General features: G+C 59.1%; 21 protein-coding genes and 2 pseudogenes. 10 read left to right on the top strand and 13 right to left on the bottom strand.

Annotated features, from left to right (window positions below; all coding sequences use genetic code 11):
* The first annotated feature begins 7 nt into the window (after positions 1-7).
* Positions 8-769, top strand: a complete 762-nt coding sequence (locus tag ACSBQQ_RS03185) for an SDR family NAD(P)-dependent oxidoreductase (protein ID WP_060427879.1) — start codon at positions 8-10, stop codon at positions 767-769.
* A 48-nt stretch (positions 770-817) separates the two neighbouring features.
* On the top strand, positions 818-1,234 hold the full coding sequence (locus tag ACSBQQ_RS03180; RefSeq protein WP_060427877.1) for an RbsD/FucU domain-containing protein: 417 nt from the start codon (positions 818-820) through the stop codon (positions 1,232-1,234).
* A 50-nt stretch (positions 1,235-1,284) separates the two neighbouring features.
* On the opposite strand, the gene ACSBQQ_RS03175 is transcribed toward ACSBQQ_RS03180, so the two are convergent.
* Entirely contained in the window at positions 1,285-2,628 is a 1,344-nt protein-coding gene (locus ACSBQQ_RS03175) for a colicin-like pore-forming protein (protein ID WP_033647825.1), read from the bottom strand.
* Between the two features lie 374 nt (positions 2,629-3,002).
* On the opposite strand from ACSBQQ_RS03175, the gene ACSBQQ_RS03170 reads away from it, so the two are divergent.
* Positions 3,003-3,716, top strand: coding sequence for a cysteine hydrolase family protein (locus tag ACSBQQ_RS03170; protein ID WP_033647826.1), 714 nt, complete (start codon positions 3,003-3,005; stop codon positions 3,714-3,716).
* Positions 3,717-3,768: 52 nt separating this feature from the next.
* Complete coding sequence (locus ACSBQQ_RS03165; RefSeq protein ID WP_048321738.1) at positions 3,769-4,752, top strand: GlxA family transcriptional regulator; 984 nt, start codon at positions 3,769-3,771, stop codon at positions 4,750-4,752.
* On the opposite strand, the gene umuC is transcribed toward ACSBQQ_RS03165, so the two are convergent.
* The 9 genes and pseudogenes from umuC to ACSBQQ_RS03120 form a co-directional block, all read right to left on the bottom strand.
* On the bottom strand, positions 4,689-5,975 hold the full coding sequence (gene umuC, locus ACSBQQ_RS03160; protein WP_060427876.1) for a translesion error-prone DNA polymerase V subunit UmuC: 1,287 nt from the start codon (positions 5,973-5,975) through the stop codon (positions 4,689-4,691). The two genes, ACSBQQ_RS03165 and umuC, sit on opposite strands and share 64 nt — an antisense overlap.
* Positions 5,976-6,179: 204 nt before the next feature.
* Complete coding sequence (locus tag ACSBQQ_RS03155; protein ID WP_158702817.1) at positions 6,180-6,890, bottom strand: energy transducer TonB; 711 nt, start codon at positions 6,888-6,890, stop codon at positions 6,180-6,182.
* A gap of 271 nt (positions 6,891-7,161) precedes the next feature.
* Positions 7,162-8,079, bottom strand: a complete 918-nt coding sequence (locus ACSBQQ_RS03150; protein WP_033647829.1) for a FecR domain-containing protein — start codon at positions 8,077-8,079, stop codon at positions 7,162-7,164.
* Positions 8,080-8,096: 17 nt separating this feature from the next.
* On the bottom strand, positions 8,097-8,609 hold the full coding sequence (locus ACSBQQ_RS03145; RefSeq protein ID WP_060427872.1) for a sigma-70 family RNA polymerase sigma factor: 513 nt from the start codon (positions 8,607-8,609) through the stop codon (positions 8,097-8,099).
* 167 nt (positions 8,610-8,776) lie between these two features.
* Complete coding sequence (locus ACSBQQ_RS03140) at positions 8,777-11,314, bottom strand: TonB-dependent receptor (RefSeq protein WP_060427870.1); 2,538 nt, start codon at positions 11,312-11,314, stop codon at positions 8,777-8,779.
* A gap of 95 nt (positions 11,315-11,409) precedes the next feature.
* Entirely contained in the window at positions 11,410-11,844 is a 435-nt protein-coding gene (umuD, locus tag ACSBQQ_RS03135) for a translesion error-prone DNA polymerase V autoproteolytic subunit (protein WP_033635060.1), read from the bottom strand.
* A 188-nt stretch (positions 11,845-12,032) separates the two neighbouring features.
* Positions 12,033-12,203 (bottom strand): annotated as a pseudogene (locus ACSBQQ_RS03130) (SOS response-associated peptidase family protein); the annotation flags it as partial.
* A gap of 302 nt (positions 12,204-12,505) precedes the next feature.
* Positions 12,506-12,877: a hypothetical protein gene (locus ACSBQQ_RS03125; protein WP_126171699.1), complete on the bottom strand. Its 372-nt coding sequence runs from the start codon at positions 12,875-12,877 to the stop codon at positions 12,506-12,508.
* 212 nt (positions 12,878-13,089) lie between these two features.
* Positions 13,090-13,281, bottom strand: a pseudogene (locus ACSBQQ_RS03120) (DNA polymerase V); the annotation flags it as partial.
* Positions 13,282-13,587: 306 nt separating this feature from the next.
* Here ACSBQQ_RS03120 and fdhD point away from each other — a divergent pair.
* The 3 genes from fdhD to ACSBQQ_RS03105 are packed head-to-tail and all read left to right on the top strand — an operon-like array spanning position 13,588 to position 16,403.
* A complete protein-coding gene (gene fdhD / locus ACSBQQ_RS03115) occupies positions 13,588-14,430 on the top strand; it encodes a formate dehydrogenase accessory sulfurtransferase FdhD (RefSeq protein ID WP_033635061.1) in 843 nt (280 codons plus the stop codon).
* Positions 14,431-14,488: 58 nt separating this feature from the next.
* Positions 14,489-15,406, top strand: a complete 918-nt coding sequence (locus ACSBQQ_RS03110) for a bestrophin family protein (RefSeq protein WP_033635062.1) — start codon at positions 14,489-14,491, stop codon at positions 15,404-15,406.
* A gap of 34 nt (positions 15,407-15,440) precedes the next feature.
* On the top strand, positions 15,441-16,403 hold the full coding sequence (locus ACSBQQ_RS03105; protein ID WP_033635063.1) for a Dyp-type peroxidase: 963 nt from the start codon (positions 15,441-15,443) through the stop codon (positions 16,401-16,403).
* Between the two features lie 27 nt (positions 16,404-16,430).
* Here the strand turns inward: ACSBQQ_RS03105 and arsC are convergent, their stop codons facing one another.
* From arsC to ACSBQQ_RS03090, 3 genes are all read right to left on the bottom strand, one after another.
* Positions 16,431-16,862 (bottom strand): glutaredoxin-dependent arsenate reductase, encoded by a 432-nt coding sequence (gene arsC, locus ACSBQQ_RS03100; protein WP_048321742.1) that lies wholly within the window; start codon positions 16,860-16,862, stop codon positions 16,431-16,433.
* 20 nt (positions 16,863-16,882) lie between these two features.
* On the bottom strand, positions 16,883-18,166 hold the full coding sequence (locus ACSBQQ_RS03095; RefSeq protein WP_048321743.1) for an arsenic transporter: 1,284 nt from the start codon (positions 18,164-18,166) through the stop codon (positions 16,883-16,885).
* Positions 18,167-18,235: 69 nt separating this feature from the next.
* A complete protein-coding gene (locus ACSBQQ_RS03090) occupies positions 18,236-18,562 on the bottom strand; it encodes a metalloregulator ArsR/SmtB family transcription factor (RefSeq protein WP_048321745.1) in 327 nt (108 codons plus the stop codon).
* Between the two features lie 150 nt (positions 18,563-18,712).
* Here ACSBQQ_RS03090 and ACSBQQ_RS03085 point away from each other — a divergent pair, with 150 nt between their 5' ends.
* The 3 genes from ACSBQQ_RS03085 to ACSBQQ_RS03075 all read left to right on the top strand — a co-directional run bounded on the left by ACSBQQ_RS03085 (position 18,713) and on the right by ACSBQQ_RS03075 (position 20,905).
* Positions 18,713-19,822 carry a YbdK family carboxylate-amine ligase gene (locus tag ACSBQQ_RS03085; protein WP_060428223.1) on the top strand — a complete coding sequence of 370 codons (1,110 nt, stop codon included), beginning with the start codon at positions 18,713-18,715 and terminating at the stop codon, positions 19,820-19,822.
* A gap of 95 nt (positions 19,823-19,917) precedes the next feature.
* Entirely contained in the window at positions 19,918-20,097 is a 180-nt protein-coding gene (locus ACSBQQ_RS03080; RefSeq protein WP_004935085.1) for a hypothetical protein, read from the top strand.
* Between the two features lie 211 nt (positions 20,098-20,308).
* The gene (locus ACSBQQ_RS03075) at positions 20,309-20,905 is read left to right on the top strand and encodes a hypothetical protein (protein WP_033635069.1); all 597 of its coding nucleotides are present in this window, start codon (positions 20,309-20,311) and stop codon (positions 20,903-20,905) included.
* Position 20,906: the final 1 nt, after the last annotated feature.

Below are 20,906 nucleotides of genomic sequence, written 5' to 3'. Positions count from 1 at the left end.
GTCAATCATGGGCGATCTTGCGGGCAAAAAGGTGTTTATCACCGGGGCGGAACAGGGCATCGGCCGCGCCACCGCAGAGCGGCTGATCAAGGCCGGTTGCGACATCTATTTTCACTATCACAGCGACGAAAGCGGCCCCAAAGCGCTGGTGGCGCTGGCCCATTCATTGGGGCAAAAGGCCGCTTACGGCTACGCCGATCTCATCGATAGCGACGAAACGCTGCGCTGCGTCTCGGCCGGCGCCGAGTTTCTCGGCGGCATCGATATTCTGGTCAATAACGTCGGCGGCATCGTCGGGCGAAAATGGCTGGGCGAGATCGACCGCGCCTTCTGGCAAACCGTGATCGACGTGAACATGACCACCATGCTGAACGTGACACAAAGCGCGCTGCCGTTCCTGAAGGCGGCAAACGGCGCCAGCATCGTCAACCTGGCGTCGCAGGCCGGCCGCGCCGGCGGGCACTCTGGCTCGCTGGTCTATTCCGCCACCAAGGGCGCGGTGCTCACCTGGACGCGCTCGCTGGCGGCAGAGCTGGGCGAATACGGCATCCGGGTGAACGCGGTGGCGCCCGGCCTGATCCTCGGCACCCGCTTCCATAATCGCCACACCACCCAGGCATCGGCGGAGGAAACCGTTCGCGCCATCCCGCTGGGCCGTGCAGGCACGCCGGACGACGTGGCGCGCGCCATCGCCTTCCTGGCGGCAGAGTACGACGGCTTCATCTCCGGCGCCACCCTCGACATCAACGGCGGCATCTACCGCATGTAATTCAGCCGCGGGCGGCACGGCTGCCGCCCCCTATTCAGGTATCGCCTTATGATTAAATCCTCCATCACCCACCCGCCGCTGCTCGCCGCGCTGGCGCAATGCGGGCATAAAACCCAGGTACTGATCGCCGACGGCAACTACGCCTGCGTGACGCACGCGCCGAAAGACGCCACCGTGGTCTATCTGAACCTGGCGCCCGGCACGCTCGCCGCCCCGCCGATCCTGGAAAAGCTGCTGGCCTGCATCAACGTGGAAAGCGCCGCGCTGATGGCCTGCCCGCCGGACTTCACCAACACCATCGAAGCCGAATATCGGCAGCTGCTGCCGGCACAGTGCCCGGTCGAACATCTGCCGCGCGAGGCGTTTTACGCCGCGGTCAAATCGGATCGGACGCTGCTGGTGATCGCCTCCGGCGAGCAGCGCCGCTTCGCCAACCTGCTGCTGACGGTGGCGCCGGTGGTGTGAAAAATGGACATGTCGATAGGATAAAAAGAGGGGGCTCCCCCCTCTTGCGGTTACAGATCCACAATCAGTTTTTCCAGTTCTCCTGCAAGAGCCGCATCGATATAGCTGGTAGCCCAGCCAAACAGATAAGCGAATGCAAAAATGCCCACCGTCGACGACACCAGCGTCGGCGCGAAAAACGCGGCGATAGCGGAGAGCGTGTAGCCTGCCCCGATGGACAACCCGAGCGCCTCAAGCTGATTACGGAACGCTTTCCAGCTGCCGGTAGAGAAACCCTCGATCGCGGCGTTTGTCAGGTCCGCCCCTTTAATCGCCCAATCCACGCCGGTAAACGCCTTGCCCAATACCCGCGCATTGCGGGCATACTGTTCCGCATCGATCTTTTTCAACCAGGCGACAATCGCCGCTTTATCCTGCGCCTTGAGCTTTTTGTTCAAGCCCTTCGTCAATTGCTCGTAGGTTTTTTCCGCATCCTGCACATTGCGGATATATCTGCCTTGAATTCCTGCCTCCAAATCCTTGGCGAGCTTGGCGTATTTCGCGCCGAGCTTTTCCGCAATGTCTTTATTGATGCCGGCGGCCAGGCTGACGCCATCCTTGATCGCTTTTAATTCCGCATTTTGATATTCGACGAACTCCTTAACGATATTTTTTACCGTACCTGGAGATTTCACCGGCTTACCGTTGGCATATTTCACCTCCATGCCATTCAGGTTATCCCCTCTCACCACGGCGATAAACGCGGGCCGGTTCTTATTGGCCTTATAGTAGAGACTGTAGGTCGCCATTCCGGCTTGCTTTTCCACCTTCAAATGATGAAAGCCGAAATAACTCCCGGTCGTGCGGGTCGTCGAGAACTCACCGCTTTTGCCGTTACCATGCCAGCCGTTGACGGGCCGATCGCGGTGTGAGTCTGTCACGAAACTGCCTAACGAAGAGGCGCCGATCTGCCCGGCGTTCAGGCCATTACTACCACCTTTACCGGGGGTTGAGGTTTTGCGCGCATGGCCGGTTTCGATATCCCCGATCGCCACCATTCCGCCCTTGGCGTTGACTCCCATCACCAGTCCACCCAGGCCAATGTGCTTAGCCTGATCGGCCGTCAGACCTGTGGCAGAAAGGCTCAGCGTGCCGGACGGGCTGACGCTTTCAATACGCAATTGTGCATCCGGGTTGATTCTGCGCGCCGCCTTGATCACCGCCGCCAGCTTCATGCGCAACGCCGGATCGTTTTGGATCGCCGCTATCTGTTGCTGTTCCGGGCTGTTGCCAACACTGGCGCCGCCGCGATCGCCGGAATGGCCCTTATCACCGCCCCCAGGTTCTGGGCCCGTACCACGTTCAGAACTCCAGTTAGTTCCATCCCCTTTACCGCCATAATTAAATCCAGGCATATGCTTAATCCTTATTTCTTTATTATCAACATACCGAGAAATACGCACGACGTAATTCTCGGCAAACCAATTTTTAACTGCCCGTCCGTTATAGAAATTCACAGCAACAAGAACAATGCATGGTGGCTGTGTGGCAGATCAAACAAAGAGAAACGGCGTTAACGACAGAAATATGACGACCGAAAAACTTGATAGTCATAAATAGAAGGCTCTTACAGGAGGGGGGATATGCTACGGTTTCCGATCCCGATTCAGATAACAGCCGCACACGAAGTTGGCCCAAAAGTACCGAATGTGGTCACCTGCCCTACTCTTGCACGATGAGCGGATGGCAAATAATGGCTCCCGAACTTATCGTTAACAGGAGAGTACAAATGAAAGCTTTGGTTCATGCCACCTTGCTGGCCGCCATGATGGGCGCCGCTTCCTTCAATGCATTGGCTCAGGAGACCGAGAACGTGAATAGTAAAACCATCAGGGCCATGTCGGGCGCCCCCGCCACCACTAACCTGTCCGCCGCCAAAACGGCGCTGATCGTGGTGGATATCCAGAATGAATATTATGCAGGCAATAACTTCCGCGGCAAGATGGTTATCCCGGATGGCCAGAAGGTGTTGGATAACAGTAACAAGCTGGTTGAGTTCGCCCGCAAAAACGGCATGCCGGTCTATTTCGTGCGGCATCTGGGGCCGGCCAACGGCCCGCTGTTTGCCGAAGGCTCGGTCTACGCCGAATTCCATCAGGCGCTGCAACCCGCTAAAGGGGATGTAGTGATCACCAAAGCGACGCCGAGCGCGTTCGTCGGCACCGTTCTGGATGCGCAACTGAAGAAGCAGGGCATCAAAACGCTGATTGTGGCCGGTTTGATGACGCACATGTGCATCTCTTCTACCGCACGCGACGCGGTGCCGCTCGGCTATGATGTGCTGATCCCGCAAGACGCGACGGCGACGCGCGATCTGGACGACGGCGCGGGCGGCGTGGTCGATCATCGCGTGTTGCAGCGGGCGGCGCTGGCCGCGGTGGCGGACGTGTTTGCGGAAATCAAAACTACCGAGGGCATCCTGGCGCTGCCGGTGACCAAATAAGGTTCAGCACGCCGCTCCCCGGCGGCGCACACTGCAAGAGGCGTTATCGCGGATGAAAATAGGCATTGTGGTTTTCGACGGCATCATTCCCTTTCACCTTTCGGTGCCCTTTGCGGTGTTTGAAAAAGTGCTGGCGCCTTCAGGCGCGCCGCTGTGCGAACTGACCCTGTGCGCCGCCGAGCCTGGCGAGCTGAAAACCAATGCCGGTTTTTCCATTGTGGTCAACCTTGGGCTCGGCGCGCTGAGCGGCATGGACATGGTGATCGTACCCAGTTGGGACGCTCCGGCCCGCCAGCCGGAACCCGCGCTGCTGGATGCGCTGCGCCATGCCCATGCCGCCGGCGCCACCGTCGTCGGCCTTTGCATGGGCGCATTCGTGCTGGCGGCGGCGGGCCTGCTGAATCATCGCCGGGCCACTACCCACTGGCGCTGGCTGCCGGACTTTCAGCAACGTTATCCGGCGGTGCTCGTCGAAAATGACGTGCTGTATCTCGATGAAGGGGATGTCGTGACGTCGGCCGGCACCGCCGCCGGCATCGATTGCTGCCTGCACCTGGTGAGAAAACGCTGGGGCGCGGACATGGCGGCGCAGGCGGCGCGCCAGTTGGTGGTGCCCCCTCACCGGCAAGGCGGACAATCGCAGTATGTCGCGCTGCCGGTGCAAAATACCCGCCAGGGGGATAACTTTTCCTTGGCGCTGGCCTGGGCGATGGAAAACCTGCATCAGACGCTGTCGTTGGATAGTCTCGCGCAGAAAGCCTGCATGAGCCGCCGCAGCTTTACCCGCCGGTTTCAGCAAACCACCGGCACCCGCTTTTCGCTTTGGCTGCTGAATCAGCGCCTCATCGCCGCACAGCGTTTGCTGGAAAAGAGCGACTGCTCGGTGGAAACCATCGCGGAAAAGGTCGGCTTTCCCTCTACCACCTCATTGCGGCGTCACTTTCTTAAGCAACTGAACACCTCGCCCTCGCGCTACCGGCGTGAGTTTCGCGGCGACAGCCGCACCACCGGAATATCCGCCAGCCGGGTGGTGTAGGCCGGCGACAGCATTTCGCGCTTCATTTGCCACGGCTTGACGATCCCCTGCCCGGCGAACCACACGCGCCCGCGCCCCTCCTGATTCAGGCGATCGAGGGTCGCCATCAGCCGCTCGCTGTTGCGACGCGGCGGGCAGTCGTCGAACAGATCGATCTGCGCCATGGCGGCGGCGCTGAAATCCCCCAGCACCACGCCGCCCTTCAGATAACGCCGCCCTTCCTGCCAGATGCTTTCCAGCGCGCGCACCGCCATGGCGATGATGTCGCGGCTGTCGTTGCTCGGCGTTTGCAGCCGGGCGGTGCCCATATTGCTGTAATACCCCTCGCCCGCCGAATGCGGGCTGGTTTTGATAAACACCGACACGTTGCGGCAATAGCGCTTTTCCTGCCGCAGCTTTTCGGCGGCGCGTTCGGCGTAGCTGCAGATGGCCTCGCGCATGTGCGGGTAATGCGTCAGCCGCTGGCCGAACGAGCGGGAGCAGATGATCTGCTCTTTGGCGGCCGCCTCATCTTCCCACCGCAGGCACGATTCGCCGCGCAGCTCGCGTATCGTGCGCTCCAGCACCACACTGAAGGTTTTACGCGCCAGTCGGGTATCGCAGTCCGCCAACTGCAGCGCGGTGTGAATACCCATCGCCTGCAGCTGGCGAGTCAGGCGGCGCCCCACGCCCCATACCTCTTCCACCGGGATCAGCGCCAGCAGCTTGCGCTGGCGCGCCGGATCGGATAAATCCACCACGCCGCCGGTGCCACGCCATTTCTTGGCGGCGAAGTTGGCCAGTTTGGCCAGCGTTTTGCTCGGCGCAATGCCGACCCCGACCGTTAAATGCAGCTCGCGCCGGATGCGATCGCGCACCCGCCGGCCGAACTGCTCCAGCGCTTCGCAGTGCGCCACGCCGTCCAGCCGCAGAAAGGCTTCGTCCAGCGAGTAGATCTCCACCGCCGGCGCCATCTCTTCCAGCGTATCCATCACCCGGCGGGACATATCGGCGTACAGCGCGTAGTTGGAGGAGAACACCGCGACGTTACGGCGGCGCATCTCCTCTTTAATTTTGAAATAAGGCGCGCCCATCGGCACGCCCAGCGCCTTCGCCTCGGCGCTGCGGGCGATCACGCAGCCGTCGTTGTTGGACAGCACGATCACCGGCCGCCCGCGCAGATCGGGCCGAAAGATGGTCTCGCAGGAAGCGTAGAAGCTGTTGACGTCTACCAGGGCGAACATGGTTACTGACCTTTCATCGTCAGAAGACAGGCCGGCGTCATCGTCAGTGGGTTGTTATTCATAATGGCACCAAATTACTGTTCGTGCATACAGTATTTGTATTTTTCTGGTGACGATCAAGTAGAAACCACCCCATCGCTGCTATCCGTTTGATGCGCTTTGGCTTTTAACTCAGCCTCCGTTTACCTGGAGCCGAGTTTTTCATTAACGGCGAACTTCACGCAGATCGAAACGAATCGGAATGGTCACGCTGAATTCCGCCTGCCCCGCTGCGATCTCGTTGCCGGGCGCGGGCAGTGGAGAAGCGCGCTGCGGTAACTGAAGCGCCTCCCGGTCGAGCGAAGCAACCCCACTCGATCGCAATAGCTTCACACCCAGCACGTTCCCCTGCCGATCCAACGTCACGGCAACCTGAACAATGCCCTGGCGCTGCTGGCGTACCGCCAGGGCCGGGTAGCGTTTGAAACGGCTCAAATGCGCCAACAGCAGGCCGCTCCAGACCGAGGCATCCTGGCTCGGCTGCGACGCCACGCTGGTTTGCGGCGCGGCAACACGCTTTCCATCCAGAGACGGCGGCGCGCTGGTGCTTGATGCTATTGAGCTTGCAGACGCTATTTTTTCCTGTTCCTTTTGCCTTGGACGCGGCAGTTCCGTCTTCGGTCTGATGGGGTCGTTCCGTTGCCCTTTGGCCTTGCTCTGCTGCTCCGTCGCACGCGGCGCATGAATCAGCGGAGGCATCGCCGCCTCCGGTTCCCGGTTGGCCTGCCGTTGCGCCACCGCCTGCACCTGGCGCACGCCGGTTGGCATCGGCTCTGCGTTGGGGATCGATTCCGCCTGCTCGGCAACCATCATCAACACCATCGGTTGCGCCGCGGGCAGCAACGGTGGCACCAGGTGATAACCAAGGCCAAACAACAACGCACCATGCAGACCCAACGCCAACACATTGGCGGTAGCCCAGCGCAATCGCCCGCCTGTAGGCGGTAAAGATAAATCGGCAGGTAATACGTTGTGATTCAACATGGAAAACGATACTCAGGTTAAGCGTGAAACAGACCAACGTACGCAGCGGTCAACGGCGGTCGGGGTATGTCAGAAAGGTCGTTTAGGCACGCGGCACCGGGCAGGGAACGAGAAAGAACAGACCAAACGAAAAGGAAATACCCTAATGGCAGAGTAAAAAACTTTATGACACGGTAATGAAGTATTTTGACAGCATATTTACCCTAACCGGCAGCGCACCGGGCAGAGCCGCAATGACGCGCTCGGGGTCAGCCAGCGGGAACGCGCCGGAGAGCCGCAGGCCGGCGACCTCCGGCCGGCAGCGAATAACGCCCTGACGATAACGCCCCAGCTCCATCAGGAAGTCGTCCAGCCGCATGTTGTCGGCCAACAGCATGCCTTGCCGCCAACCGGGCTCTTGCGTCACGCGGTACGGATCGCCAATGCCTTGCCGGCTTAATCTGCCGCCCTGACCGGCGTTGAGCACCGCGTTCCGATGCGCCGGCGAAAGGATCGTGACCCGGCCAAGATAAACGGCGATATCACTGTAGGTTTCCCACAGGCGAACGCTGAAGCGAGCAGCCTGCGCCACGATCTCGCCCTGCGGCAGCCTCACCGTCAACGCGCCGCTTTCCGGCGGCAGATTCACCATCATTTCACCTTCCAGCAATGCGGCCTGCTGAAGGCTGACGTTAACCGCCGTTTGCGTGTTCAGCATCAACTGCGCGCCATCCGCCAACGCGACGGTTTGCTGCTCCCCCACCGCCGTGCGGTAATCCGCCAGCCAGGGGCGCCATGGCAGCGCGCCAGAACCGATGCCAACCGACCCTACCACGCCGATGGCCGCCAGGCTTCTCAGCAACCGGCGGCGTTGCGGGTTTGGCAACTGCGACAGACTACGCTGCGCCGCCGCCCCGTTAAGCAGAGAAAAACGGGATGAAAACGCGGCGATATGCCGCCAGGCGCGTTCATTTTCCGGTTTCGCCTGATACCAACGCCGCCAGTTTTCCCTATCCGCGTCGCTTGCCTCTTCCGACATCAGCTGGGTTAACCAGGCGGCGGCCTCACGCGCGCTCTGCCGATCGATATCCGATTCCATCATGGGTTCCGCACCTGCCGTTACGCCGCCAATGCAAAGAAACAGTGCAAATTGGCGCGCTGCAGATATTGTTTTACCGAACTGGTCGACACCCGCAAACGTTCAGCGATGTCGCAATAACGCATGCCCTGCAGGTGCGCCAACAGGAAAGCCTCGCGAACGTGCGCCGGCAATCCGTCCAACGCCTGATCCAACTGTTCGAGCATTTCGAGGGTTTGTTGACGGACCTCCGGCGAGGGCGCCTCGATCGCCGGCAGCTCGCTCAAGGCCTGCAGATAGCTCTCTTCGATTGTTTTACGTCGGTAATAATTCGCCACCAGCCGGCGCGCCACGGTCGCCAGGAAGGGGCGTGGTTGCCGAATGGCAAGCAACTGCGGACTCAGTAAAATACTGATGAACGTATCCTGCGCCAGGTCTTCGGCGTGATGCGCGCACCCGACCTTCTGTCTCAGCCAATGGCATAGCCAACTGTGGTGCTCAAGGTAAAGCTGTTGAGCAAACCCGTTGGCTGCCGTGGCCTCTTTCCTTGCCATTCGGTGACACCAATTGATAATGAGATTGAAAATGATAATTATTATTATTTTAAAATTGTAACTTCTGTGTCAAGCGATTGCTGATGATTTATAAACGGCGAAAAAGTAGGGAAATACGGGAGAGAAAACGTGAAAAGGGGCCAAAATGGCCCCTGTCAGCAGGATATTCAGAAACGTTGGCTAACGCTAAACTTGATGTTGCGCCCTACGCCGGACACCGATTCGCCCAGGTAAGGGTAATAATCGCGGTTGAACAGGTTGTCCACCGCGACGCGAGCTTCGAAGCCCTGCAAACCGCTAGGCTGCCACGAGGCGAACAGGCCGTGCAATGCATAACCCGACGTTTTCGGCAGCGCCCAGACAACGGCCATTGGATCGCCGTCGGCCGGTGAACGATCCTGTTTACGCACAAAATCGCCGGTCCAGCCGAAGGCCATGTCCCACTGCGGCACTTTCATGCCCAGCATCGCGTGTGCCGTAACGGGTGGAATTTCGGCAATCCAGGTTTCGTTGCCCCACGGATCGCGCGGTGAAGCGTCGCGTTTGCCGCGAATCGAGGAGAACGACAGGCTGCCGAACAGGCTTTCGCTGTCATAAAACGATTCGAGCTCCACGCCCTCAATGGTATAGCCCGGCAAGTTGCGATAGTTCGACAACGGTTGCCCACATTGGCCCCCATGCCGTGCGGCGTCGCACACTACGCCGCGACGATAGAAAATCTCGTCCTTGCCGCGATTGCGGAACAGCGTAGTGCGGATCTGCAGGCTGTCTCGCGCCATCAACACATCGTTGAAGTCCAGCACCGCGCCAAGGCGCACGCCCGTCATGCGTTCCACCTGCAGGCCACGGCTGGTGCCGGGCACGCTGGAAGTGGCGTATTGCACTTCGTACTGTTCGTCGATCACCGGGGCGCGCCAGGTGCGGCTAACGTCGGCAAACAGGGACAGATTCGACGTCGCTTTCCACATCACGCCCAAATGCGGCGACCAGCCGGTATAGGTCACGCTGCTGTAATCATGGCCCACGAGCGGATCGCTGTCGTTATAGCGCGGTGCCCGGTTCGGTTGCCCGGTATTGGTCACATGATCGTAACGCACGCCCGGCGTCACGGTCAGGCTGCCGAAGCTGACCGCATCCTGCAGATAAACGCTGCGGGTTTCCTGTTCGCCCGCCGGCATGTAATACGGCTGGAAATAGCCGTAGTTGTAACTGGCGTTTTTCACCTGCGAGGGGTAATACATCAGGGTATCGCGCTGATGTTTATGCCAACGCGCGCCGAGCAACAGCTTGTGTTCCAGCGGCCCGCTGGCGAAACGGCTTTCATTGCTGACGTCAAACTGCCGATCGGTATAGTTCACCCAGCTTTCATTGCCCAACGTACCGAGATAGCTGAACTTTGACGCGGAATCCGGCCGCTTGTCATGCTGTTCTGTCTTCGAATAGGCATAAGACAGCGTCAGATTCAGCAACGGCTGCGCTTCCGGCGCCAGATTCCATTTCACCGAGTAATTGGTGTCCGTCTGGTCGCGATACACCAGAATGCGGCGCCACGCTTCTTCCCGGCCATATTTATCGATATCCGCCTGGCTGGGCGCGGCGATATCGTCCCGCTTGGCGGCAAAAGGCTGCCAGCCATCGGAATCGGAGCGCATCGCCGATAGCGTCAGCGTTTGCGCCTCGCTCAGATAAATATTGGTTTTTAACAGGTAGGAAGCCTGATCGTTGGCGGAATAGGCAAAGCGCGTGCCGTCCGGCCGCTTCAGGTTGCCGCCGTCACGCTTGCTCATGTAGATCAAACCGTCGGCGAATCCTTCCGGCGTACGGCCGTACAACGCGCCGCTGTAAATGCCCTGGCGATCGTTGGTGTGGTAGCTGTATTTCAGCAAGCCGCCAAAATCTTCGCCCGGCAGCAGCATATCCCCGGCATCTTTGGTCTCCAGCGTAATGGTTCCGCCAAAGCCGCCATTGCCGTTCAACAGATTGTGCGGCCCCTTATCGACCTCAACCTTTTTCAGCAATTCGGGTTCAATAAATACCGAACCCTGCCGATATTTCTCAAATCCCTTCGGCGCCCCGTCCAGCACCACCTTCACATCTTCCATGTCGCCCATGCCCCAGATATTCAGGCTTTGGCCACCCGGGCGCGGCGATCCCGCCATCCCTACGCCGGGCAAGCGATCAAGCAAACTGGCGATGTTATCGGCCTGTACGCGTTCGATGTCTTCTTTATCCAGTACCGAACGGCCGGCGGCGACGCTGTCGGACAAACCGCCGACCACCGACAGTTCCGGTATCGTCAAAGGCTGAACCGGCCCGGCGTCGACCAACCGATATCCCTGTGCGGTTTGCTGAGCGCGCAATCCGCTGCCCGCCAACAGCGTATTGAACGCGTCGGTGAGGCGGTAATGTCCCTGCAGGCCCGCGGTGCTTTTTCCACGCGTCTGTTCGGGCGTGAAAATCACTATCACGCCGGCCTTAGCGGCCGCCGTCTGCAAGGCGGGCGCCAGATCACCGGCGGGAATGGCGAAGGAAAGGATAGCGGGCTGTTCGACCGCCGAGGGTGGTGCCGACGCATCGGGCGCCGCCATCGCGGAGGTGAGCATGCCCGATAGTGCGCATCCTATCCCGATAGCGACGCGTTTCCCGGTAATGCGTTTGGCTGATGTGAACGTACGCCCTGCGCCGTTCTTGTTTTTTATGGCCATGAAGGATTCCCCTGAGTGTATTGAACTGGAAACTCAGTAGAGAGGTCACGCCAACGAAAAGATCGGGCAGAAAAAAATGAAAAAAAGGGCCGAAGTCACCGCGCCGCGTAGACGATAAAGGTCACCACGCCGAAGATCTCCAGCTGCGCCTCATCGTCGAACACGATCGGCGCGTAGGCGGGATTCATCGGCAACAGCCGCACGTCGGGGTGGCGTTGCAGCTTTTTGACGGTGAATTCCCCGTCCACCGCGGCGATCACGATATTGCCGTGCTCCGGCGTCAGGGCGCTGTCGACGATCAGCAGATCGCCATCCTGGATATTGCCGTCGATCATCGACTCGCCGCTGGCGCGCACGAAATAGGTGGCGTTGGGGTGCCGTACCAGCAGCTTGCCGATATCCAGCCTGCTCTCGACATAGTCCTGCGCCGGGGAAGGAAAGCCGCAGGCCACGCGATCGGCAAACAGCGGTAACGTCAGGGGTTCACCTGGTGAAAAAGCATACAACCTTGAATTGCTCAGCATAATCATAACCAAACTGTATATTTATACAGTTAAGCATAAACAAAACGCGAACGCGTGCAACCCCCAATCCCCCTGCGGATCACGCTTTCCCGCGTAATATAATAATTTTCTGAGTGATTTTTCCTGCAGCTTTTGGCGTTCTTCGCGTGTGTTTACACACATGATACCCACCAAAACTGTGGATAATGCGGCACTCAGACCGTTGGCGTATCGATGGGCAGGATGAGTGAGGGATTGTCATTGCGAACGGCGCCGACGGCGGGCGATACCGGTTGCCAGACGAAATCCTCTGCCTGCAGGCTGTACACGTCAGCCTGCATTTGACCAGAGGGCGGGACTAAGCGGGTGTCGCGCGCGGCCGTCGGTCTCTGCTGCGTACAGCGCCGCAAAGAACAGCGGCAGGCCTTGCCTCACGGGAGGAACGGCGGACGGCCTTACAAAATGACGCCAATAAAATTGCGACTGGCAATGGCATCAATGGGACGGCCAGAGACGAAAGTCAGTACGTTATGCCAGGAGCTTGGGATAACCCGACAAACGCTGTACCGCCACATTTCCCCTGATGGTCCACTGCGAGCTGACGGTATAAAGCTGCTCAACCGGGGATAATTTTAGCGGACGGAAAAATCTGGGGTTCCGGCGTAGAACCCCGAATAAGGAATAATCCTTAATTCATTTCAGGATTATTAATTCCATCTAAAACCTCTCGGCAATATTCTTTTTTATAGGCTTCATCATTACTTAATGACTTAACCAAAAAATCAGCATTTTTCCAACCATTATCCCAATGCGTATCGAATCCTGACTGTTCATACTTTAATGTTCTAGTTAATGAGTCTTTTATTTGTTTTTTATATTTATCAATTTTCTCATTGGTTGCCCCACAAACATCATGTGCAACACGAGCATTTGAGCCAGAAAAACCTATTGCTGAAATTGCCATCGCTTCATTTGATTTGTCGAAATCATTCGCATATGCCACAGCATTAGATAAAGCGAATATGACAAGAGCAGGTATGGTTTTTTTGTATGAAATCATCTTTCACCTCTACTCATTGATTGTTCATGGGGTCAGTTTGGATATCGAAAATTATTGTACATTAAGGCTGCTTTTTAATCAGTCTCAACTTCTTTATAGAAGGCCTGAATGCGACAAACTTGGGAAGTACTGTAGCCTGTCGCGTCTGCTGTTTCTCGGATGCTCAGTTTCTTAATCTGTCGGTAGTGCCTGATCCATCCTGCACGCTCCATCTCGCCGCTGGCGCGCACGAAGTAAGTGGCGTTGGGGTGCCGTACCAGCAGCTTGCCGATGTCCAGCCTGCTCTCGACATAGTCCTGCGCCGGGGAAGGAAAGCCGCAGGCCACGCGATCGGCAAACAGCGGTAACGTCAGGGGTTCACCTGGTGAAAAAGCATACAACCTTGAATTGCTCAGCATAATCATAACCAAACTGTATATTTATACAGTAAAGCATAAACAAAACGCGAACGCGTGCAACCTCCAATCCCCCTGCAGATCGCGCTTTGCCGCGTAATATAATAATTTTCTGAGCGATTTTTTTTTACGCCTGCTAAGCGTTTCACCGCCCCTTGCACACACGTTATCCACTAAAACTGTGGATAACCTGCAGGGGGCGCCGGCAGACGTCATTCCCTGCGCGAGCGGGATCAGAATCCTGTATAATCCCCACACCTGCTAATAAGAATTCATCCCCGTCGGCGCCTCGTCACCGACGGTCACGAGAACGTTATGAACAAGCACCTGCTCCTCGCAGAAACCGACGATATCAAACAGGAATGCCTGTCGCGCCACGCGGTCTGGCAGCGCAACGATCTGGCCCAGGCGCAACAGGATTGGCTGGCGGAAGAAGTGCCGGTCGCCCTGGTGTACAACGGCATTTCCCACGTGGTGATGATGGCGACGCCGAAAGATCTGGCGGCCTTCGCCATCGGTTTTTCGCTGTCCGAAGGCATCATCGCCTCCCCCGACGATATCTACGACATCCGCCAACAGCCGGCCTGCAACGGCATTGAAGTGCATGTGGAACTCTCGAGCCGCCGTTTTATGCAGCTGAAAGAGAAGCGCCGCAGCCTGGCCGGCCGCACCGGCTGCGGCGTGTGCGGGGTGGAGCAACTGCAGGAGGTCGCCCAGCCCATCGCGCCGCTGCCCTTCACGCAACGCTTCGATTTGGCCCTGCTCGACCGGGCGTTGGCGCAGCTGCAGGAGGTGCAAACGGTGGGGAAACTGACCGGCTGCACCCACGCGGCGGCCTGGATCCAGCCAGATGGCGCGCTCAGCGGCGGGTGTGAAGACGTCGGCCGCCACGTGGCGCTCGACAAGCTGCTGGGCTACCGCAGCCAACAGGCGTGGCTGCAAGGGGCGGCGCTGGTGTCGAGCCGCGCCAGCTATGAAATGGTGCAAAAATCCGCCATGTGCGGCGTCGAGATCCTGTTCGCCGTTTCCGCCGCCACCCGCCTGGCGGTGGAAGTGGCCGAGCGCAGCAACCTGACGCTGGTGGGCTTCAGCAAGCCAGGGCGCGCCACCGTCTATACGCACCCGCAGCGGCTCTGGCAATCGACGACGGTGGCCTAACGCCGCCGGATAAGAATCGACTATTCTCAATAGCAGGACACCAGGAAGCACCCACGTCATGATAATTCGCCCGAACCAGAACTGGTTTTTTCGCCTGTTCGCCTGGCACGGTTCCGTGCTGTCAAAGATCACCTTTCGCCTGTCGCTGAACGTGCTGATGTCGATAGTGGCGGTGATCAGCTATCAATGGTACGAACAGCTCGGCGTGCATTTGACCATCGCGCCGTTCAGCCTGCTGGGCATCGCCATCGCCATTTTTCTCGGCTTTCGCAATAACGCCGGCTACAGCCGCTTTGTCGAAGCGCGCAACCTGTGGGGCTCGCTGCTGATTACCGAGCGATCCCTGCTGCGCCAGATAAAAAGCCTGCTGCCGGACGAACCGGCGGTGCACCAGAAGGTCGCCAAGCTGCTGATCGCCTTCAGCTGGAGCCTGAAGCATCAGCTGCGCGCCACCGATCCGACCGCCGATCTGTACCACAACCTCAGCAGCAAAGAGCTGGCGGAGGTGATCGCCAGCCCGATGCCGACCAACCGCATCCTGCTGATGCTGGGCCAGGAGATCGGCAAGCTGCGCCGACGGGGGCTGCTGAGCGACATCACCTTCGAGCTGCTCGACAACAAGCTGAGCGAGCTGTCCCACGCCCTCGGCGGCTGTGAACGGCTCGCCAGCACGCCGGTGCCGTTCGCCTATACCCTGATCCTGCAGCGCACCGTTTACCTGTTCTGCAGCCTGTTGCCTTTTGCCCTGGTGACCGATCTGCATTACATGACACCGTTTGTTTCGGTGTTCATTTCCTATACCTTCTTATCCTGGGACTCACTGGCCGAAGAGCTGGAAGATCCGTTCGGCGTGTCGGCCAACCATCTGCCGTTAAACGCCATCTGCAACACCATCGAGCGCAACCTACTGGAAATGAACGACCAAAGCCCGCTGCCGCCGCCGATGAAACCCGACGAGCACTTTAATTTGATCTGATCGATTTCACCCGAACACACTGGAGCCGAATGCAATGAATGCAAATAACAATCCGCCGCAAGCCGTATTCACGCCGGTAACGCGCCATGCCATCTTCATCGTCGCCACTCTGTCGCCCGTTCCCGCCCATCTGGCGGCGGTGCGCGCCTGGTGCGGCGACATCGCCGCCGTGGTGCGTTCGGTCGGCAAACGCGCGCCGGCGGGCAACCTCACCTGCGTTTGCGGCTTCGGCTCCGAAGCCTGGGATACGCTGTTTGGCGCCCCGCGCCCTCGCCAGCTGCATCCGTTCAGCCCGATCGGCAGCGGGGAACGCGTCGCCGTCGCCACGCCCGGCGATATCCTGCTGCATATCCGCGCCGATGAAATGGATCTGTGTTTCGAACTGGCCTCGCAGCTGGTCGGCAAGCTCGGCGATGCCGTGACGGTGGTCGAAGAGGTGCACGGCTTCCGTTACTTCGATCAGCGCGCCATGATCGGCTTCGTCGACGGCACGGAGAACCCGGAGGGGCACGAAGCCTTCGACTACACGGTGATCGGCGACGAAGACGCGGCGTTCAGCGGCGGCAGCTATGTGCTGGTGCAAAAATACCTGCACGATATGCAGGGCTGGAACTCGCTCAGCGTGGAAACGCAGGAGAAGATCATCGGCCGCCATAAGCAGTCCAACATCGAACTGGATGAAGCGGTCAAACCGTCGTCATCGCACAGTTCGCTGACCACCATCACCGACGAGCAAGGCAACGAGGTGAAAATTCTGCGCGACAACATGCCGTTCGGCCGCCCCGGCCTGCGCGAATTCGGCACCTACTTTATCGGCTATGCGCGCTCCCCGCAGCCGATCGAGCAGATGCTGGAAAACATGTTTATCGGCCGCCCGGCCGGCAACTACGATCGGCTGCTCGATTTCAGCCACGCGGTGACCGGCACCCTGTTCTTCGTGCCGTCCGCCCCGCTGCTGGAAGCGCTGGCCGATCGCAGCGGCGCCGAACTGCACTGATTTTGCCTGGGCGCAGGGCCGCAGCGATCAACCTTTGGTTATCCTGCAGCCCTGCGCATCGATCACCGGCTCCCCATCCTCTTTGCTGAAAGCCCCGCGCTGCGGATCCGGCAGAATATCCAACACCGCCTCCGACGGCCGGCACAGGCGCGTGCCGAGCGGTGTCACCACAATGGGCCGATTGATCAAAATCGGCTGTTGCAGCATGAAGTCAATCAGTTGCTCATCGTTCCAGCCGGTCTCATCCAGTTTCAGCTCGGCGTAAGGCTCGACGTTTTTACGCAGCAGCGCGCGCGGCGTCATCCCCATTTCGGCCAGCAGCGCAATCAACCGTTCACGGCTGGGCGGTGTTTCCAGATACAAAATCACCTCCGGCTCAACGCCGCTGTTGCGGATCAGCGCCAACGTATTGCGCGACGTGCCGCAAGCCGGGTTGTGATAAATCTTGATACTGCTCATGACGGTTTCTCCTATCAGGATCAAACGGACAGCCGCAGCGCCAGCGCGGCCAGGGTGACGAACAGGATCGGCAGCGTCATCACCAGCCCCACGCGAAAATAATAGCCCCAGGTAATGACGATGTTCTTCCTTGCCAACACATGCAGCCACAGCAACGTGGCCAGGCTGCCGATCGGGGTGATTTTGGGGCCGAGATCGCTGCCGATGACGTTGGCGTAAATCATCGCCTGCTTGATGACGCCTTCCGCGCCGCTGCCGTCGATTGACAACGCCCCCACCAGCACCGTCGGCATATTATTCATGACGGAAGAGAGAAACGCGCTCAGGAAGCCGGTGCCGAGCGTCGCCGCCCACAGCCCCTGCCGCGCCAGCGCGTCCAACACGCCGGAAAGCAGCTCGGTCAAGCCGGCATTGCGCAGCCCGTAGACCACCAGATACATGCCCAGCGAGAAAATCACGATCTGCCAGGGTGCCCCGCGCAGCACTTTGCCGGTGTCGATCGCGCGCCCACGTTTCGCCACCGCCAGCAGAACCAGCGCGCCGCAGGCAGCGACCAAACTCACCGGCACGCCGAGCGGCTCCAGAGCGAAGAAGCCAATCAGCAACAGCGCCAATACCGCCCAGCCGGCTCGGAAAGTCGCACGATCGCGAATCGCTTCTTGGGGTATCGGTAAACGCGTCAACGCGTAGCGCCGCGGAATATCCTTGCGAAAGAACAGATGCAACATCACCAGGGTCGCCGCCACTGCGGCAAGGTTGACCGGCACCATCACCGCCGCATACTCCGTAAAGCCCAGCCGGAAGAAATCCGCCGAAACGATATTCACCAGATTGGACACCACCAGCGGCAGGCTGGCGGCATCGGCGATAAAGCCCGCCGCCATCACGAAAGCCAGTACCGCCGCAGGGCGAAAGCCGAGCGCCGACAGCATGGCGATCACGATTGGCGTAAGGATTAACGCAGCGCCGTCGTTCGCAAACAGCGCCGCCACCACGGCCCCCAGCAGCAGCATGTAGGTAAACAGCCATCGGCCTTTGCCGTTGCCCCAGCGCGCGACGTGCAGAGCAGTCCAGGCAAAGAAGCCGCTCTCATCCAGCAGCAGGCTGATGATGATGACGGCGATAAAGGTCGCGGTCGCATTCCAGACTATCTGCCACACCACGGGAATATCGCCGACGTGCACCACGCCGCTCAGTAATGCCAATCCCGCGCCGAACGCCGCGCTCCAGCCAATGCCCAGCCCTCTCGGTTGCCAGATAACCAAGGCCAACGTCAGAATAAAGATCGCTCCTGCCACTATCATCGCCGTCTCACCGCCTCTTCACATCTACATATTCGATTTTTCGTATGTGTTTGCGCAAATTTTTTACCGTTACGGGCAGCCTTTCGCTGCGCGTTGCCCCAACTCCATCATCTGTTCTGCCCGACACTGATAAGCCTGCTCAATAATCCCCGCCGCCCAAGCCGGCATATGCGGCGACAGGCGATAATATATCCACTTGCCATCGCGCCGATCGAGCAACAGCCCGCTTTCACGCAGCATCGCCAAATGCCTTGAGATTTTGGGTTGCGGCAGCGCCAATGCGCCCGACAACTCGCACACGCACAGCTCGCCGGCGTGGCGCAGCAACAGCACCAGCGTCAGACGCGTCTCGTCCGACAGGTTTTTAAACAGCTTCAGCGGCGTCAATGACGTCATGTCGCACTCCCGTTAACCTTATCGTCTCCACAAATCGCTCATGAAGATACCATTTTCATATTCGGAAAAACAAATATAAAACACAAAACGTTGTCCCCCTCGCCGAGGCATATACTTATCTTTATGCTGTTCTTGCAGGAAGGAGGCACCATGCCGCTCACATTCAAACGTTCGGAAAGGCTCTCCATCGGCACCGAAATAGAGCTGCAGCTGGTCGATGACAAGCACTACGATCTTACGGATCGGGCCGACCGGGTGGTCAGCGCGGTCGGCGACCGCCGGCGCGTCAAACATGAGCTCACCAAATCGATGGTGGAGCTGAACAGCTCGGTGCACCGCGATCTCGATGAGCTGCACGCCGAGCTGCGCGCCCTGACCCATACCGTCCGGCGCAGCGCGCAGCGCCTGGGCTGTGACGTCTGCGGCGGCGGCCGCCATCTGAGCAACGACTGGCGCAAGCAGGTCATCAGCGACAACGCGCGCTACAGGCAGCTGGCCAGCCGCTTTGGCTATCTTTCCAAGCTGGCCTGCGTGTTCGGCCAACACATCCACCTCGGCGTCAACGACGGGGACGAAGCGATGTACCTGTGCCATGCGCTGACGCCCTACTTTCCGCAGCTGATCGCGCTCAGCGCATCGTCACCGCTGTACCAGGGCGTCGATACGCGCTTTGCCAGCTCCCGTTTCAGCGCGCAGAATTCCTTCCCCAACTACGGATGCCTGGAACACATCTACAGCTGGCGCGAATTCAACGCCTACTACGAACGGCTGAACGCCGCCGGCGTGATTGAAAGCATCAAGGATATTTACTGGGATGCGCGGCCCAAACCGGAGCTGGGCACGGTGGAAATCCGCATCTGCGATACGCCGCTGCGCCTCACGCATGCCGTGCTGCTGGTCGGTTACTGCCGTCTGCTGGCTGATTTTCTGTTGCAACACCGCACGCCGATCGCGCCGGAATACGATGCCTTCACCAATTACAACAAGATCAACGCCTATCGCAGCGGTTTCGCCGCCGAATACGTCGATCCCACGACGCTGCGTCGCAGCAGCCTGACCGCCCATATCCTGCACACTCTCGACGCGCTGAGCGGTTTCGCCGAGCGACGGGAGGATCGGGCCGTGCTACAGGCGGTCGAGCGCCATGTCCGCCAGGGCATCAGCGATTCGGAGCATATCCGCCAGATGTTGCACAACGGCCTGCCGCAGGCTCAGGTGATCAAGCGCCTGTGCGATGAGCTGTTGCAACCGGCAAGTTAAGTTTCGGCTATCGATTCCATACGCCAAAGCCGCTGTTCATTATGTGCTCTTTCGCTACAATCGTGAGCACTGACATTCACCGTATCGAGGACACCATGTACAACTTCTCCCGCTATCAGGCAAAAGAACTGGCGCTGGCTTACATGAGCGGCAAAAAACACGATCTGTCGCCGCAGGAATTTTTGCAGCAGCTGAAAAGCAGCGAGCGATCGTTTGAGCACCTGCTGAAACACGGCAGTGAAATGCCGCGTGACGTGCTGGTTAAAAGCTTCTGAACGGCCGGCTGCCGGCCACTTTCCGTCTACGCCGCCGGTGGCGAGCCTGACAAGCCCGCGCATTCCCGGCCATTCACTGCCCTCCTCACCCTGCCTCAATTCGTCCTCACAGGCGAAAATCCGATAAATTCGTATTCAAAGGCGAATTATTGACATATTCGTATCCAGGTGCGAATTTATAGTCATCCTTCTATAAACATCGGAACATGTCATGCCGACGCCAATCAGCGTAATCAGCGGCGATCTGGTCGATTCCCGCCGATCAGACACCGTCAACTACCTCAATGAGCTGCACAGCCTGCTCGATCGGCTGCGGCGCGACGGGCGGTTGCATCAGGTGGAAATCTTTCGCGGCGACGCCTTCCAGGCGCAGGCCGCCCCGGAGGACGGGCTGCTGCTGGCGGTGTATATTCGCCTCGCGCTGCGGGCAACGGGCGCCGCGCACTGGGATGCGCGCGTCGCCGTCGGGCTGGGCAGCCAACGGCCCGACGCCGCCGGCTATGGCAGCGCCTTTATCAACTCCGGCAGCGCGTTGGACGCCATGGCGAAAAATTGCCGGCTGGCTCTGAAAACCGACAACGATCGGACAAACGCCATTGTCAGCGATCTGCTGCCGATGTTAGATCATGTGATTGGCCGCCTGTCGCAGACCGAAGCGCGCATCGTCCAGGCGAGAATGTTCGCCGACAGCGGCGCTGCCGTGGCGGATCAGCTGCAAAAAGCCGCCTCCACGGTCTCCGCCGCGCTGAAACGCGCGGCCTACGAGGAAATCATGCGGTTTATTCACGCCATTAACAGGATCGTCTGAC

This window comes from Serratia sp. G204Y (assembly GCF_051172435.1).
Taxonomy (GTDB): Bacteria; Pseudomonadota; Gammaproteobacteria; order Enterobacterales; family Enterobacteriaceae; genus Serratia; species Serratia sarumanii.
The sequence above is the reverse complement of the archived record's forward strand: the minus strand, read 5'-3'. Positions and strand labels throughout refer to the sequence as shown.

Coding starts and splice junctions, on each gene's coding strand:
- ACSBQQ_RS03185 (WP_060427879.1), top strand. CDS start 8: ATGGGCGATCTTGCGGGCAAAAAGGTGTTTATCACCGGGGCGGAACAG.
- ACSBQQ_RS03180 (WP_060427877.1), top strand. CDS start 818: ATGATTAAATCCTCCATCACCCACCCGCCGCTGCTCGCCGCGCTGGCG.
- ACSBQQ_RS03175 (WP_033647825.1), bottom strand. CDS start 2,628: ATGCCTGGATTTAATTATGGCGGTAAAGGGGATGGAACTAACTGGAGT.
- ACSBQQ_RS03170 (WP_033647826.1), top strand. CDS start 3,003: ATGAAAGCTTTGGTTCATGCCACCTTGCTGGCCGCCATGATGGGCGCC.
- ACSBQQ_RS03165 (WP_048321738.1), top strand. CDS start 3,769: ATGAAAATAGGCATTGTGGTTTTCGACGGCATCATTCCCTTTCACCTT.
- umuC (WP_060427876.1), bottom strand. CDS start 5,975: ATGTTCGCCCTGGTAGACGTCAACAGCTTCTACGCTTCCTGCGAGACC.
- ACSBQQ_RS03150 (WP_033647829.1), bottom strand. CDS start 8,079: ATGATGGAATCGGATATCGATCGGCAGAGCGCGCGTGAGGCCGCCGCC.
- ACSBQQ_RS03145 (WP_060427872.1), bottom strand. CDS start 8,609: ATGGCAAGGAAAGAGGCCACGGCAGCCAACGGGTTTGCTCAACAGCTT.
- ACSBQQ_RS03140 (WP_060427870.1), bottom strand. CDS start 11,314: ATGGCCATAAAAAACAAGAACGGCGCAGGGCGTACGTTCACATCAGCC.
- umuD (WP_033635060.1), bottom strand. CDS start 11,844: ATGATTATGCTGAGCAATTCAAGGTTGTATGCTTTTTCACCAGGTGAA.
- ACSBQQ_RS03125 (WP_126171699.1), bottom strand. CDS start 12,877: ATGATTTCATACAAAAAAACCATACCTGCTCTTGTCATATTCGCTTTA.
- fdhD (WP_033635061.1), top strand. CDS start 13,588: ATGAACAAGCACCTGCTCCTCGCAGAAACCGACGATATCAAACAGGAA.
- ACSBQQ_RS03110 (WP_033635062.1), top strand. CDS start 14,489: ATGATAATTCGCCCGAACCAGAACTGGTTTTTTCGCCTGTTCGCCTGG.
- ACSBQQ_RS03105 (WP_033635063.1), top strand. CDS start 15,441: ATGAATGCAAATAACAATCCGCCGCAAGCCGTATTCACGCCGGTAACG.
- arsC (WP_048321742.1), bottom strand. CDS start 16,862: ATGAGCAGTATCAAGATTTATCACAACCCGGCTTGCGGCACGTCGCGC.
- ACSBQQ_RS03095 (WP_048321743.1), bottom strand. CDS start 18,166: ATGATAGTGGCAGGAGCGATCTTTATTCTGACGTTGGCCTTGGTTATC.
- ACSBQQ_RS03090 (WP_048321745.1), bottom strand. CDS start 18,562: ATGACGTCATTGACGCCGCTGAAGCTGTTTAAAAACCTGTCGGACGAG.
- ACSBQQ_RS03085 (WP_060428223.1), top strand. CDS start 18,713: ATGCCGCTCACATTCAAACGTTCGGAAAGGCTCTCCATCGGCACCGAA.
- ACSBQQ_RS03080 (WP_004935085.1), top strand. CDS start 19,918: ATGTACAACTTCTCCCGCTATCAGGCAAAAGAACTGGCGCTGGCTTAC.
- ACSBQQ_RS03075 (WP_033635069.1), top strand. CDS start 20,309: ATGCCGACGCCAATCAGCGTAATCAGCGGCGATCTGGTCGATTCCCGC.